Origin of the sequence: Polynucleobacter sp. AP-Kaivos-20-H2, assembly GCF_018882215.1 — a bacterium.
GTDB lineage: Bacteria > Pseudomonadota > Gammaproteobacteria > Burkholderiales > Burkholderiaceae > Polynucleobacter.
The window spans coordinates 356,328-371,895 of the sequence record NZ_JACVOX010000003.1; the positions used below are offsets into that span (position 1 = coordinate 356,328).

At 43.3% G+C, this 15,568-nt stretch carries 9 protein-coding genes; 6 read left to right on the forward strand and 3 right to left on the reverse strand.

Going from position 1 to position 15,568, the window contains the following annotated elements:
- Positions 1-688: 688 nt before the first annotated feature.
- Entirely contained in the window at positions 689-1,189 is a 501-nt protein-coding gene (locus ICE89_RS10320; RefSeq protein WP_216265812.1) for a hypothetical protein, read from the reverse strand.
- A gap of 245 nt (positions 1,190-1,434) precedes the next feature.
- On the opposite strand from ICE89_RS10320, the gene ICE89_RS10325 reads away from it, so the two are divergent.
- The gene (locus ICE89_RS10325) at positions 1,435-2,781 is read left to right on the forward strand and encodes a hypothetical protein (RefSeq protein ID WP_216265813.1); all 1,347 of its coding nucleotides are present in this window, start codon (positions 1,435-1,437) and stop codon (positions 2,779-2,781) included.
- A 255-nt stretch (positions 2,782-3,036) separates the two neighbouring features.
- Here the strand turns inward: ICE89_RS10325 and ICE89_RS10330 are convergent, their stop codons facing one another.
- Both ICE89_RS10330 and ICE89_RS10335 read right to left on the reverse strand, forming a co-directional pair.
- The gene (locus ICE89_RS10330; RefSeq protein ID WP_216265814.1) at positions 3,037-3,312 is read right to left on the reverse strand and encodes a hypothetical protein; all 276 of its coding nucleotides are present in this window, start codon (positions 3,310-3,312) and stop codon (positions 3,037-3,039) included.
- Positions 3,312-3,578: a hypothetical protein gene (locus tag ICE89_RS10335; RefSeq protein WP_216265815.1), complete on the reverse strand. Its 267-nt coding sequence runs from the start codon at positions 3,576-3,578 to the stop codon at positions 3,312-3,314. Before ICE89_RS10335 ends, ICE89_RS10330 begins: the two co-directional genes overlap by 1 nt.
- Before the next feature lie 350 nt (positions 3,579-3,928).
- Here ICE89_RS10335 and ICE89_RS10340 point away from each other — a divergent pair, with 350 nt between their 5' ends.
- The 5 genes from ICE89_RS10340 to ICE89_RS10360 form a co-directional block, all read left to right on the forward strand.
- Entirely contained in the window at positions 3,929-4,570 is a 642-nt protein-coding gene (locus ICE89_RS10340) for a hypothetical protein (protein ID WP_216265816.1), read from the forward strand.
- A 160-nt stretch (positions 4,571-4,730) separates the two neighbouring features.
- Positions 4,731-6,125: a sensor histidine kinase gene (locus tag ICE89_RS10345; protein ID WP_216265817.1), complete on the forward strand. Its 1,395-nt coding sequence runs from the start codon at positions 4,731-4,733 to the stop codon at positions 6,123-6,125.
- Between the two features lie 115 nt (positions 6,126-6,240).
- Positions 6,241-6,852, forward strand: a complete 612-nt coding sequence (locus ICE89_RS10350) for a response regulator transcription factor (RefSeq protein ID WP_216265818.1) — start codon at positions 6,241-6,243, stop codon at positions 6,850-6,852.
- Positions 6,853-7,019: 167 nt separating this feature from the next.
- The gene (locus tag ICE89_RS10355) at positions 7,020-8,759 is read left to right on the forward strand and encodes a ShlB/FhaC/HecB family hemolysin secretion/activation protein (protein ID WP_216265819.1); all 1,740 of its coding nucleotides are present in this window, start codon (positions 7,020-7,022) and stop codon (positions 8,757-8,759) included.
- Between the two features lie 189 nt (positions 8,760-8,948).
- A partial coding sequence (locus tag ICE89_RS10360) for a filamentous hemagglutinin N-terminal domain-containing protein (RefSeq protein ID WP_216265820.1) occupies positions 8,949-15,568 on the forward strand: 6,620 nt, incomplete at its 3' end.

Consider the following 15,568-nt stretch of genomic DNA (forward strand, 5'->3'; position numbering starts at 1 on the left):
GTATATCTAAATAAAAACCAACATTTCAGCAAGTGCATACCAATCAATCATTTGAAGAGCCCCTTCAATTACAATGAGTGGTTAGGGCCCATAGCTCAGTTGGTTAGAGCAGAGGACTCATAAGAAAGAAGCCCTAGGGGTCTTGTAGTTAAGACCTCAATGATTTCAAGAGGTTAGTGGTTGATTAGGTGGTCAAAATTGCTTACACACCGCTTACACACCAGAGCAAAAACCGAGGTGTGTAGTAAATGCGGTTTTTATGTGGTTTTGAAGCGGTAAGCACCCCTCAAAAGGTGTGTAGTAAAAACAGTTTTAGGGCCCATAGCTCAGTTGGTTAGAGCAGAGGACTCATAGCGAAAGTTGTGCCTTATGCGTGGAAACTGCATAAGGGATGGTGTCAAATTCGGAGAAAGCTAAATGTAGCCAAAAGCTGCACAAGCTAACGCCGAGCGAAGCTTAGTAAGAAATTACTTTGAACGTGTAGAGACTAGACGGCACCCATCTAAGTTCAGATGTTAAGTTTGAATATGATGAAGGCATAGTCCAGGGAGTTGTGAAAGCAACACAAACCGGAATCCTTTGGTCCCAGGTTCAAGTCCTGGTGGGCCCACCAGAAAAGCAAACCCTCATCAGTAATGGTGGGGGTTTTGTCTTTTTGAGCGTTACTTTAAGTAACAGTTTTATCAAGCTAGTGAATCTGCCCACTCGATGCAAATTCTCTCAGAGCATTACCAGGTGTGATTGTACTTTTGTAAAGTGGTCCACAGGGAGTATCGGCCATCATCATAGAGAGTGAGTAGCAATCATCTGCATAATGCATGGACTGATAGCCTTCTAGGTGATAGGTGAACATATTCAAAATACCAATGATGCTGCGATTAGTTGATTTGCAATACACCACTTTATCAAGATGATCTAATTCCTGTTGCATAAAAGCTTCACTTACACCTTGAGATAGCAAGATCTTAAATAGGTATTGTGGGAATCGTTCTACCAAGTTCGATGCTGGGGCTAGAGGCATCAACACTGGTAGCAGGGTTCTTTCATTTACAAATAAGGCTACCTGTGGTTTTGAAAATATTGCCTTAGCATACCAATTACCCAAAATATTGTCCCCCTTCCCGGCGGGTTCGTTGACGCCTGAAGGTACCCAATCTAATAATTGTTTTGAGCAGTGTAAATAAAACATTGGAAAGTATCTCTTGATTAGGTCTAAGGTCGCCTTACTTTTTACCATATGTAGTATCAAGTATTTGAATTGTATTGAAACCCATAAATCCAAGCGTTACTTTAAGTAACGCTTGTCCCTTCGTAGTACCCCATAAACACCCCAATAATCACCATATATAGCCATACTTTCTTTTGGCTAAATTGACCTGAATAATTCAGCCAACTTGGTTGCTCTAGCTGGGACTCTGAAGCTAAAGTATATGTATGGCAATTAAAAAAGAAAGTACACATCAACTCATACACCGTAACCTAACCCTCTATCAACGCGAGCATAGTGCCGTATGGCAATGTCGCTATAAGGTGGATAACAAGTGGATACGGGCAACTACAAAAGAAACCCAAATTGACTTAGCGGTGAATAAAGCTAAAGAGCTATTGGTAGAAGCAGAAATACGTAAGCGCTCCGGCATCCCAGTGGTAACTAAACGCTTTAAGGATATCGCTATGTTAGCTATTGATCGCATGGAGCGAGACTTAAAGGGTGGCTTGGGTAAGTCAATCTACAAAGACTACATCCGTATTATTAATGAGCATTTCATACCCAGTCTTGGACAAAGGCTTATTACCAATATTGACTACGATGCCCTGCAGCAGTACTACGATGATCGTGAAGCTAAGTATGGCTTGGCGCTATCAAATAGCAATCGCAAAACCCAAAATGCTGCATTCAATCGAGTCTTTGATGAAGCTATTGTTAGAGGTTATCTAACTGAGAGTAATCGCCCTAAGTTAGATGGCAAGACTAAAGAGAGTGTTCGTCGTCCTGCATTTGAATTGCATGAGTTAAGAGCGTTATTAAAACTACTGGGTCCATACATAGAATCAGGCAGAACGAAAGATGTGCGTGAACGAAGAGAGATTCTGAGAGACTATGTGGAGATGTTGGTAGATACAGGAGCAAGACCAGGAATTGAGTTACTTGATATGAAATGGAAGCAAATCCGTTTCATGATGAACCCTATTAGTACGGTCACAGATCAATTGGATGAGGATGGTGAAGTCATTGAAGTGCACAGCCTAAACCGAAGTTGTGAGATGACGGTTAAAGGTAAAACAGGGCAAAGACAGATTATTGGACGCTTACCTAGTATCAGAGTCTTAGAGAGAATAGCTTTGCGAAACTATGGAGTAGCTAGCTCAATTAAAGATCCTTTGGCTGAGCTGATTAAACCCACTAATGATGACTATATCTTTAGAACCAAAGAGGGCAGGGATTTAAGTGATGTCTTAAACCATATGTTTGACGGCTTCTTAGCAGACCATGGTTTATTGATTGATCCCAAAACTAATCAAAAGCGGGTGTTCTATAGCCTACGCCATACCTATGCCACGTTAGCACTTACCCACGATCTGGTGCCTATTCATACATTAGCTAAGCAGATGGGTACAAGTATATTAATGATTGAGCGGCACTATAGCCATTTACAAGTAATACAGGCTATAGAGCAATTACGTGGAGCTACAACTAGAAAGCTGATTGAGGCGGATAGTAAGGCGTCTGATAATTATCCTAGTAAGAAGCAGGCTGAACGGGAGTTACGGGCAGCTTAGATTGGTTACAAGCGTTACTTAAAGTAACGCTTACGATCCAGAACTCTCGCGACCAACGGATTAAAAGAGTTGTTTTAGCGCCAACAGTCTCAATGTAACACAAAAATACACAACATAAAATCTCTTTAAATTCACAGTTTATTTGGCCGGTCGGGTGCAATTTTTACTCGGTCCGTCAATTGGTTTCGACAACAGTTTGTCGAGTACATCGACTGATTTCATATTGACTTTGAGTGGTTAAGCGCAGCTTAGGGATCAATACACTGCATCATGATCTCCGACATTGATTAAAACAATTTCATTGTCAGAGATGATCATTTCAATGGTGACTCGATATTTCAAGTTAATTGAAATACTTTGCAGCCCGTCGAGCCTTCCCGATAAACCATGAAGGCGAAGTGAAGGGTGGTGCGGATTGAGTTCTAGTAGCTCTAATGTTTTTTCGTATTGACTTTCTACATCAGGATGACGCTTTAGAAATTTAGCGGCACGCCGGTTGTATTGCTCAGTAAAAATTAACTGCCAACTCACTACGTTGACTTATTAATTTGTTTGAGGCGTTTAATGTGGTGTGCTACTGTTTCTTTGACAAAGCGCCCTCCTGCTAAATCCGCCTTTGATTCGGCTAGAGCAGCTTCGAGTTCGCATTCGCGCAAATACTGGTATTGCTGCTGACTCATCACCACATATTTGATCTGTCCGCGTACCGATACCGGCGCTTCAAGTTGGCCCAGCAATGCATCTTCTATTGCTTTGATGCCCTTGGTTTTCAAGTCATTTGCTACAACGGCGCCCATGATAGCCTCCTTAATAGTACGATTAACAGTATTGTATATAAGATGGTTTTGTAATACAAGGATTGTTACAAGAGCCTTGTTCTTGAAGTTGGGATTCAATGGTTTTAACGTAGTTTTGACGGTTTACCCGATAAAACTATCTCCTAATCCTCCAGCATTTAGAGGAAGACCTCATTGGCGAACTTTTAGGAGGTTTTAAAGAGGCAGATATTTCAATTGAGGATCCTAATCTATTACCCTACGATCGTAGGGTATTCAATGTAGAAAATCTTCCCCACACTGCAGTTTCAATCATTTAGCCCTATTTAATAATGCTCAGATTTTGGTTTGCTCCTCTTCTTGTAATAACAATGCTTGCACCACTCCCGGTTGCTGTGCAGGCGCAAGAAAAGACCCATTCTCAATTTGAAGGTTTTTATACTGATCTAGGTTTTGGATATCGGGGTATCAATACATCGATCAGTTCTGTTTTGACACTCAATGGCAGAGTTATTCCGTCGAGCATTAACTCAAGTGGTTCTAGTCATCAAGTAGCAGTGCTCACTACGGGATATAACTTCAATATTGCCCAGAATTATTATTTGGGAATAGGCGCCAATATTTCACCCTCTAATGGTTTAGTGCAGCAGCTCCAAGTACAAGCTTTAAATCAAACTGCAACGGTAAGCAGCGGTTCTCCTCTATATAACTATGGATTTTTTCTTTCCCCTGGTTTTCAAACTGAGGATGGCTTATTTTATTTAAAGGCAGGCAAGCAGACGCAAGTAGTGAATTCAAATACAGGCCCTAACTTGAGTAGCTACTTATTAGGCCTTGGATATAAGCAGTTTGTATATGATGCAATTTATCTATTTGGTGAAGCCAATTATTCGTCCTATGACCCTCAGACTACGACAAGAACTATCATTTCATCTGGGCGCACAATCAACGCTTCTATAACTACATCGTCACAAACTGCCAGACTACTTTTGGGGCTGGGATATCAATTTTGATTCTTATTGGAATAACCAATACGGATACGTCATAAAATATTAACAAATGTCTCAGTACCTATCCTTCTATTTCGCTTCGATATCATTTTTCTTGTTATCCATGTTGATTTCAGGTTTTCAACTATCTAAAGGGGTCGAACGAAATCAGAGTTTTTATTTCATGTCGCTAACAAGTTCCATGGGTTTATTGGGCGCAATAATAGTTGTCATCGCTTTTATATTCTTGGGTCATGAAATAGATTCGTACCGTTTTTTTGAAGAACTGCCAGATTCAGCCTTTAAAAAGATGTTTTTTTTAGGGTATTTCCTTTTTGGCCTCTCGATGTCATTTCAACCTCTTTACTATAAAAGTCTTCGAAAAAGAGTATCTAAGAGTTTTATTTTGGTGAGCTTGGGATGTGTAATTCCTTTTTTCGTTCTCGTTTGGTCAGTCGGAAAAAGTGGAAACTATTTAGATCGAGCATTTTTTGTCTATATCTTTATTGTTTGCCTTTTGAGTTGGATGCTTGTTGAGGTTGCCAATAGTAACAAGCAACTCCCAACAATCTGGTTCAATTTAATCCGCTCTACCATTTTGGTATTCATTGGAATTTTTGTAATTTGGTTGGCGATTATCCTCGTAACAAATCGTCAAGGCTATATTTTTGGATTCACGCTTTTAGATATTTCACAATTTGATATTTCATCACGAGTTTTAAGGGGCAATCTATTTATATTTCTCCAGCTATTAATCCTGATGCACTGGATAGAGAATTTTTCGTATAACGCTATTCAATTGAAGACGAGGGATAAGCAGGTTCAAGGGTTACTTTTAGAGAAAGACCTCTTGATTGAAAAATTAGCAAACAGCAGCACTTTAATTGAAAGTGGTGCGCTATCGGCAGGATTAGCACACGAGCTTAATCAATATTTGGCTCGTATTGAACTCAATAGCGATGAGGCTTTGCAATTAATTGGCCAAGAGAGTGTCAAGCCTGAAGATCTAAAACAACCTTTGGGAAATATCCTCAAAGCAAATCATCTAGCAGCTAAACTCATTTTGAGCCTTAAAAAACTGTTCAATCGAGGCGAGGAGAGTCCTTCCTTATGTAGTATTGATGACTTGATTAGGGAGATTGTGTCGCTGTATTCAGGGCGTATTCAAAAATCGCATATACAAATAGAGTTTGATTTACAGGTGATAGATAGGCAATCGATTTGGGAGTCATTGTTTCGTCAGGTGGTAGTCAATCTTTTGTCTAATGCCATAGACGCACTGGATACAAGCTCTCAAAACAACAAAGTTATTCAAATACACAGTAGGATCAACGAGCAAGGATATTATTGTCTTGCCATCACTGATAATGGCCCCGGAATTCATGGCCAACAAGAAGCCAAGCTTTTTAATTTATTTGCTACTTCCAAGTCTACCGGTACCGGGGTCGGTCTATGGCTTTCACGCTATATTGTTGAGCGTCACCAAGGATCGCTGATATATAAGAACCTGCCAGATAATGGAGGGGTTAGTTTTATTGTCACCATTCCCCCGGGCCTTAAGCCAAAGTGGGGGAGCTAGTGGATACGTCAATGCAAGCTTATGACTAATTCCCTTCTTTCGCAGGGTATGAGCAATAAAGCACATTAGTCATAATTTATTTTTAATAGGCGCTAATGAATTGGCTTAGTGGGCAATGAATTCAAAAAAATACATTTTTTTGGTAGAAGACGATGATGAGTTACGCTCTGATCTTGAGCGTGCCTTGCAGTTTTGCGGCTATACCATTTTCTCTTTTGCCAGTCCCGAGCAATTTTTAAGCGAATTTAAACCTGTAGTGCCTGCGGTATTGGTAAGCGATATGCGAATGCCCAAGCAATCGGGCATCCAATTACAGTCCGAGTTGATTGCTAAGGGGCACAAGATCCCAATCATTTTCATTAGTGGCGAGAGTTCTGATGAGCAAATTGTCAAAGCCTTTAAAAATGGTGCCTTTGACTTTTTATTAAAACCTTTTAGTCGTGAAGCATTTTTGAGTGCAGTTGCTAAGGCCATTGAGCAAGACACTGTTGCGATGCAAGAGCTGATTCGCAAGTCTCAACTAACTGAGGCTCTAAAAACCCTATCGCCACGTGAGCGTCAAGTCTTTAATCTATTAGCAAAGGGCTATGGTAATAAAGAGCTGGTTGATGAACTGGGGATTTCTTTACCAACAGTAAAAGAATACAAATCTGAAGTGATGTATAAATTGCGTTTGCGCTCACTGGCTGAGCTCATTGCACTCAATACTAGTCTTTCAGCTAGTTAGGGCCTGCTAGATCAAAGTTCATAGCAGTGATTTTGATGATCCCTGCTTTCGTAGGGTTACCAAGATTGCCCCTTACAGAAATAATTCAATCTATTGATGCGCAGTCCTCAGTATTGCATCAGGATCAGCACCCAATAACGATTGAATCACTTAAACCACTAGATTAGATGAAGCCATTACCTTTTTGTATTCAACAATTAGCAAGGGTAGCTATTACTTTGTTAGGTGCAGGGGCTTGTTCATACGTATTGGCACAAGCTGCTCCCAATGCAGGTGCTCTGCAAAATCAACTTGATTTGCAATTACAACGTGAGTCACAAGAGCCTTTAATTCAGCCATCCAAACCTACGCTAGCTCCAGAGCCCAAAAAGGGTGAGCAAGTGACTATTAAGCAAATTCGGTTTGAGGGTAATACTCTTTTTACCAATAGCGAACTAGAACAAGTGGTGAAGCCCTGGATTGGCAGATCTGTTTATTTAAGTGAATTGCAAGATGCCACCGTAGCGATTCAAGAATTTTATGCGGCTCAAGGACGTATTGCTCAGGCCACTTTACCTCCTCAAGAAATTAAAGATGGCGTGCTTGGCATTAAAATTTTAGAAGGCAAATTGGGATCAGTTATCGTCGAGCCTGTCGATTCAACAAATAAGACTAGTCCTCGTTTCTCATTAGAGCGAGCCAAAGCTTACTTTACTCATGGGGTAGATGGCGGAGCGTTTATTAATGTAGTGCCCATTGAGCGCGGCATGTTATTACTCAATGAAGTGCCTGGTGTTGGAGCAACGGGTGCATTTGAAGCGGCTAGTGAGCCTGGTTTTAGTAACTTTCGGGTGAAGGTTTCTGATAACCCCTGGTTTAGTGGGCAAGCGGCGCTCAGTAACTATGGCAGTGCTAGTACTGGAGCAGCCCAAGCGATCGCTAATTTGAGTTTGAATAATCTGTCTGGCATTGGTGATCAGGTCAATCTGAATGCGATCCAATCCCAGGGCTCAGGCTATGTGGTAGCTAACTATGCTGTTCCCCTTGGAACCAATGGCTGGAATGCAGGGGTGCAAAGCTCTTATTTGCAATACACCACAATCCCTAACTGGACTACCGCGCAATCAGCCGGCTCAGCTACAACGGTTCAAGCGAATACTAGTTATGCTCTAGAGCGCGGTCAAGTGGCAAACTCGACATTCAAATTGAGCATTGAGAACCGCTCGTATAACAACGTGCAAACCAATCCCGTGACAACACTGAGTAGCTACCAGCTAACAGCATCAAATGTCACGGTCAGTGGCGATTGGGTTACTAGTGAGAGCTCTCGCCTCAACTATTCGACAGGATTGGTTTTTGGCCATTTAGGTATTCGCGATGCCACTCAAGCTCAGGCTGATCTCAATGGTGGAGGCACCGCAGGGGCATACACCAAGTGGAGCTTTAATTTGACCCATGCCCAAGAGTTATCTGTACTACCAGGCACGGTCTGGACTAATTCAGTGTATGGGCAATTGGCCAGTAAAAATTTAAACTCTTCAGAGCAAATTTATCTTGGTGGTGCTTATGGTGTACGGGCGTACCCTACCTCTCAAGGTGGCGGTTCACAGGGCGCCATTTTTACTACTGAAATAGACCATCGCTTAAATGAGAGCTGGCGAGTTGGCGCATTTGCTGATCTTGGCATAGTGCAGCAGTACGTCAATCTGTATAACAACTGGCAGGGCTTAACCAATGCCAATAATAAATACCAATTAAGTGATGCAGGTATTTCTGCTAAGTATTTTTATGACAGAGCAGTAGTGAGCGCTTCCTTAGCTTTTAGAATTGGCAACAATCCTTTGTATAACTCGAGCGGTCAACAACTCAACGTCGATAATTCTTATAAAACGATGCAGGCCTGGATTAGAGCTAGCATTCCGTTTTAAAAATCACGAATAGTATCCTACGATCGTAGGGTGGCAGAAATATTTTTTAGAGCTGGATTTTATTTCTCTATTGAATTTTAAAAAAATATAAATAAAAAATTTTGACAATCCCTTCGAAAGAAGGGTTGTTGACTACTAATTCAATTGTGAAAATGTTCTCGTTCTTAACGGAATGAAAATTATTTTAATTTGAAATCTCTCCTCTCTTTTTCTGTTGCTCATACAGAATCAAATGCTATTGTTCAGCGTTTGATAGGGATTTCTGCCGTCAAGCAAAACCCATTTTTGCAAATAAGACCTCATCAATTAAGCATTGCGATGACTCTCTTTTGCGGTGCCTGCATGACTTTTTCGGGCGCGAGTTATGGCGGAAATGCCTTACCAACGGGTGGAGTTGTAGCCGCAGGAAGCGCAACGATTAGCCAAGGCACTAATGTGATGAACATCAACCAAACCAGTCAGCGTGCAGTCATTAACTGGTCAACGTTTGATGTGGCAAAAGGCAATACGGTGAATTTTAATCAGCCCAATGCCAATGCATCGACGCTCAATCGGGTGAACGGCGCTAACCAATCGATGATCAATGGCGCAGTCAATTCCAATGGCCAAGTGGTTTTTGTGAATCCCAATGGGGTAGTTTTTGGCAAGGGTGCAGAAGTTAATACCGGTGGTTTAGTCGCGACCACGATGGATGTGGCCGATAGTGAATTTATGTCTGGCTCAGGCAAGATGCAATTTAAAGGTAATGGCTCTGGCCAGATCCTCAATCAAGGTAAGCTGACCGTTAATAATGCCTCAGCGTACATTGCTTTGATGGCCCCTCAAGTCGTAAACGAGGGCGTTGTGATAGCCAATATGAGTGGTGCTAATGCCATCGCTTTAGTGGCAGGACAATCGGTGACTTTAACCTTTAGTGGTAATTCTCTAATGAAAGTCAATGTCGATGCCAGCGCAATTAATGCGTTGATTTCGAACAAGCGTTTGATCAAAACTGAGGGTGGTCAGATCATCATTGCGGCAAATTCTGCATCCGATTTACGTGCTTCAGTAATCAATAATACCGGTACGATTTCTGCGAGCAGCATCAGCACTTCTGGTGGTACGGTCACTTTAGTAGCAGACACCATTACCCAGGCAGGCACAGTTTCAGCCAATGGTGGCCTAGCGCAAAACAGCAGCAATAATGCCAATCCGCAAGTAACCAATAGCAGTGCAAACGGCGGCAATATTACCTTGCAAGGCAATACTTTAAGCTTGGCAACTGGTTCTGTGACCTCAGCAAAAGGGGCAGCCAATGGTGGTTTGATTAACGTTGGCACCACTAAAGTGAGCTTTACGCAAAACGCTGATGGCACTCGGTCTAACCTGAAAGCAGAGAACCTAGCCAATACTGTGACCGTTGAGCAAAATGCCTTGGTTGATGCTTCTTCAGTACAAAACGGTAATGGTGGCGAGATCAATATCTGGTCACAAGTACAAACTAATGTAGCTGGTATTTTGAAGGCGCTGGGCGGCTCACAAGGTGGTAACGGTGGTTTTATTGAAACGAGCTCATACGGCATTCTTAATATTGCCCAATCTGCGATAGTCAATGTCACAGCAGCATTGGGCAAAGTAGGGATGTGGTTGTTAGATCCTGATGAAATGACTATTACTAGTTCTACGGCAACAGCGATCTCAAATGCTGCAGCAACAGCTAACGTCACTATCTCTGTTTCAGGCAATCTGAATGTGGCTGCTGGTGCAACTCTTTCGTCTAGCAGTACTTCTGGCACCACCCTGACATTAAATGCCTCAGGCTCAGTAACCAATAACGGCACCATTAGTATGGGCGAAAATGGTGCCATCGTAATTAATGCAACCAGTGTGAACTTGGCTACTGGCAGCTCCACTAGTGCCAACCAAATTACCGCAACTGCCCAGGCGATTAGTGTGAATGGTTCAGTAAATTCCGCTGGTGGTAGTACGGGTGGCATCACCATGCTTGCCAACGGGATTGTGTTAGCTGGACCAGTTAGTGCTAATGGATCATCGAGCTCCAGCTCAACCTCAAGCTCTTCTTCTAGTTCTACTAGCTCAGGATCAGGATCCAGTTCGGGATCAGGCACTGGATCAAGCAGTTCTTCTTCAGCAAGCTCCAGCACTTCGTCTAGTAGCAAGAAGTCCAGCAGCTCTTCAACCTCAACCCCTACGACCGTAGGAGGGGTTGCAGCAGCAGTCACTACTGCAGCTAATGCAGCAACAACTAATATTACTAGTGCTACGAGCGCGGCCACAGCATCAAGCGCTAATACTACTGTGGTGAACTTAGCAGCAAGTGCAGCTAGCAGTGTGATTAATAATGCGATTGCGAGTGCAACAACTGCTAGTGCAAATGGCACCACTACCATTATTAATATTGCTGCCGGTCAAGTATCAGGAAGCAGTCAAGCAGCGATGAGTTTGACGGTTGCACCAAATACGAGCACCACTATAGCGACCACTGCAACAACCACTCAGTTAGCTAGTGGTGGAACAATTAATCTGCAGGCAACGAGTACGGTCACCACGACTAGCGCTGCCAGTGTGACTGCCGATGCAGCTAGCAGCGCATCTAGCTCAAGTTCAAGCTCTACTTCTAGCGCAGCCGGTGGCTCAGTCAATATTCGCGCATACGCTAGTACCGCTAACTTGGGCGGTCTAATTAGTGCAAGTAGCGTAGTAGGCCAAGCAGGAAGCGTAGCGATTGCTGCCAATGATCTTAATGTCAGCGCTCAGGTATTGGCTAACGGCACAACCGGCGGCTCAATGAGTATGATTGCGACTGGTGGCAATGCCAGCTTTAACAATGCTACGATTAGTGCCAATGGTTCATCTTCAACTGGTGGTTATATCCAGATTGCAGCGCAAAATACCAACCAAGTAGTCGCCAGTACCATAGCAGCTAATGGTCTTAGCCAAGGTGGGGTAGTACAAATTGGTATTAATAATCCAAGTAATACGACCGGCAGTGGCTCAACTTTAGCTCCGCCCCAAACTGTGGCTTTTAATAATGGCGCAACTGTTTCAGATGTCAGTACCCTCGATTCGCAGACTCAAATAACTGCAAATGCAGTAAGCAGCACAGCAAGCAGCAATATCAATTCTCAAGCCGGATACATTTACATCGCCGGCAACACCACCCTCAATACCGCAGCAACAATCCAAGCCAATGCCGATAAAGGTGGTTTGATCATCCTAAGTTCTCCAGCAGGTACTTACCAAAATACAGGTTATATCCAGACAAACGGTGGAGCAGGGCTAGGCGGTACGATTGCGCAATCCGGTCTTATTAGCACAACTCTCATTGGTGCCACAGTGGAAGCAAACGGCACACTCGGCGGCGGTAACATCATCATCGGTCGCGACTTCCAAGCAAGTCCACTCTCAGGAAGTGCTACTCAGGCAGCACTGCTTCCAAGTCTCTCATCAGTCATTACCCTTCCTACATCAGCAAGTACCACTATTGATGCCAATAGTAGTCTGAGTACAAACAGTACAGTCAGTGGCGATGGCGGTAATGTTTTGGTTTGGGGTGACGCAAATTTAGTAGCAGGCACCTTATCTGCACAAGCAATGGGCGCTAGTGGCAATGGCGGCTTTATTGAAACTTCCGGTCGGACATTGAATGTGGCTAACAGCGTAAATATCTCATCAGCCAGTTCTAATGGTTTAGCAGGAACTTGGTTGTTAGATCCTTATGATTTAACCGTGGCTTCATCAGGTGGCGATGTTACGGGTTTAACTATTCAGACAGCATTAGGTACGACCAGCGTAACCCTAACTGCAGGCTCCTCTTCAGTATCAAGCTCAGGTGCCACCCTTACGGGTTCTGGAACTTCCTCTAGTTCTGGCAATATTTATATTTATGACACGATTAGTTGGTCAGGCGCATACACACTTACTCTGAATGCCTACAACAATATTTATGTTGGTTCGTCCACTGTCGCCGGATCCCTAACGCTAACAGGCACTTCTGTTTTGGTAATGAGGGCTTGCGGAGGAAATTCTTTTTGTACATCCAATCCTGCTGCTAGTGCAAGTTATGGAGTGGGTTACGTATTAATGGGCATGGCAGGCTCACCCACAAGTGGCTTGATAGCGGGATATCAAAATGGATTTAATGGGCAGATTAATGTTTCTAGTAGTGCGACTAATCCAATTAACATTAATGGTTACAACTACACCGTCATTAATAGTGTGGCGGCATTGAATGCTATAACTACCAATAGTGCAGTGCAAAATAATGATGGTACTGATACCAATAAGGGTTATTTTGTCCTTGGATCAGACATTACTTCGGCTCTTACAACCTCAATAATTCCAACCACCTATGGCACTTATTTTTCCGGGTACTTTAATGGTTTTGGTCACACCATCAATGTCGCTTTGACTAACGGTAATATGGGTCTTTTTTCTGAAGCGGCCTTTTTTACTTTCTCTAATCTTGGGGTTAAAGGCAGCATTACTAGCAGCACAGCAGGCCAGTATTTAGGAGCAATCGTATCTTATGTCCCTGGATACGTTAATGTTAATGATGGAATTATATTAAATACCTATAACGCTGCAAACATCACTTATTCAGGAAATAGCCCGAAAATTGCGGGGATCATTGGCAGTGGAAACTTTGAAACCCTCAGCAATGTCTACAATGCTGGCTCCATTAGCATTAGTGGTGGAACTTGGGGTTCCAACGGTGGCTACGTTGACGGTCTTGTTGGGTACGCCAACACTCTCATTGCTACCAATGTCTATAACACCGGCGCAATTAATGCTTCTGGCCTAACTGTTAGTGGCGTTGCGGGGCTATTTGGTTTTCTGGGCGGATCTAACGGGGCCACTACAACAGGCGGCTCGATCATAACAAATGCCTATAACACTGGCAATATCACTGTCGGTCCAAATTCTATTGCTATTGGTGGAATCTTTGCCATTGAAAACTGGGGGCCCAGTAAGTTCACCAATATTTATTCATCAGGCTCTATCACTGCTGGTGCAGGCTCAACTGTTGTAGGAGTTATTGGCGGCTTATATTTTGATGATCCCGCTAAAAATATGGCAAGTACTTTTTATAATTCAACAAATGCAAGTTCAGTTGGGGGAGCGACAATTACGAACGCCTTTGGCACTGTTTGGACAAACGTTGGTCTTGTTAATAAGTTGAACTGTGGCGGTATCTGTATTAATGGTTCTCCCTCAGGAACAACTTATTATTCAGTGTCACCATTGACAACTACTCAAATGACGGTATCCAGTAACTTTACTGGGTTTACGTTCTCATCGTCAGCCTGGGGCTACTCAAGTGTTGTCAATTCATCTCCGATATTGTGTCAATTTGGAGGCTGCACTATTAATGACACTTATATTGGCTCATCTGGAGGTACCTGGTCTACTGCCTCAAACTGGAGTCTAGGACTTGCTCCACTCTCTAGCAACACAAGCTCTTATACCAATATCATTATTAATAGCGGCAGCACTGTATATCTTGATACTGCTAACGTAGGTAGTCTGACGGCAACCATTGCCAATGCAGGAATAATCTCCTTTACTGGATCAAGTAGTGTTACGCTTTCGGGAGTGATCTCAGGTGCTGGTGCACTTAAGACAGATAGCAGCTATGCTGGTACGGTAACCCTCTCTGGTACCAATACCTACACTGGAGTCACAACCATCTCCGGTGGAACACTCTCAGTATCAACTTTGGCTAATGGTGGTTCTAGTAGTAATTTAGGTGCCTCAACCAATGCGGCTGCTAATTTAGTACTCGATGGCGGTACGCTCAAATACACTGGCGCAGCAGTCAGTACCGATCGTTTATTTACGCTCACAAATAGTGGTGGCACGATTGATGCTTCAGGTACTGGCGCTCTGACCTTTACCAACAGTGGTTCAATTGCTTACACCGGAACTTCTACCCGTACCTTAACGCTGGCAGGTACCAGTACAAACAACAACACACTGAGTCAAGTATTGGCTAACAATACTGGCCTAACGAGTCTGGCTAAATCTGGGGCAGGTACTTGGATACTATCCGGTACCAATACCTACAGCGGTGGCACCACTATCTCCGCAGGTACTTTAGTAGCCTCTACTTCAGCTTCCGCCTTAGGTTCTGGTGCGGTAACTTTAGGCGCTTCTAGTGGTAATACAAGTGCAACTCTACAGGTAGCCACTACTGGTTTGACCTATAGCAATGCCATTGTGCTGTCCGCTGGTACCTCTGGAACATTAACAATTGGCAATACCGGAACTGCGATCTCTACTACCTTTAGTGGTGGGGTGACGGGAACTAATAACTTAGTTATTAGCGAAGGTGCTACAAACGGTACGATTACTTTTGCTACAGGCTCCTTAAACAACATCGGCACGATCACCAACTCTGGATCTGGCACAGGTACTACGACTATTAGCGGAGCAATAGGCTCTAACGTGACTGGTATTACTGAATCGAGTAGTACTTCTGCTTTAACGATTAGTGGTGCGATTACCACCGCAGGTACTACCTTTACCAATAGTGGCACCAATGTCCTGACCATATCAAACAATATCAGTGGTACTGGTAATGTCATCTTCAATAACAATAGCTCAGGAACGACTACTGTCTCTGGCACCAGCATTAACAACATCGGCACGATCACCAACTCTGGATCTGGCACAGGGACTACGACTATTAGCGGAGCAATAGGCTCTAACGTGACTGGTATTACTGAATCGAGTAGTACTTCTGCTTTAACGATTAGTGGTGCGATTACCACCGCAGGTACTACCTTTACCAATAGTGGCACCAATGG

Bases quoted from the DNA above. Each gene is read 5' to 3' on its own strand.
- ICE89_RS10355 (WP_216265819.1), top strand. From the start codon at position 7,020: ATGAAGCCATTACCTTTTTGTATTCAACAATTAGCAAGGGTAGCTATT.
- ICE89_RS10335 (WP_216265815.1), bottom strand. From the start codon at position 3,578: ATGGGCGCCGTTGTAGCAAATGACTTGAAAACCAAGGGCATCAAAGCA.
- ICE89_RS10340 (WP_216265816.1), top strand. From the start codon at position 3,929: ATGCTTGCACCACTCCCGGTTGCTGTGCAGGCGCAAGAAAAGACCCAT.
- ICE89_RS10325 (WP_216265813.1), top strand. From the start codon at position 1,435: ATGGCAATTAAAAAAGAAAGTACACATCAACTCATACACCGTAACCTA.
- ICE89_RS10320 (WP_216265812.1), bottom strand. From the start codon at position 1,189: ATGTTTTATTTACACTGCTCAAAACAATTATTAGATTGGGTACCTTCA.
- ICE89_RS10345 (WP_216265817.1), top strand. From the start codon at position 4,731: ATGTCGCTAACAAGTTCCATGGGTTTATTGGGCGCAATAATAGTTGTC.
- ICE89_RS10350 (WP_216265818.1), top strand. From the start codon at position 6,241: ATGAATTCAAAAAAATACATTTTTTTGGTAGAAGACGATGATGAGTTA.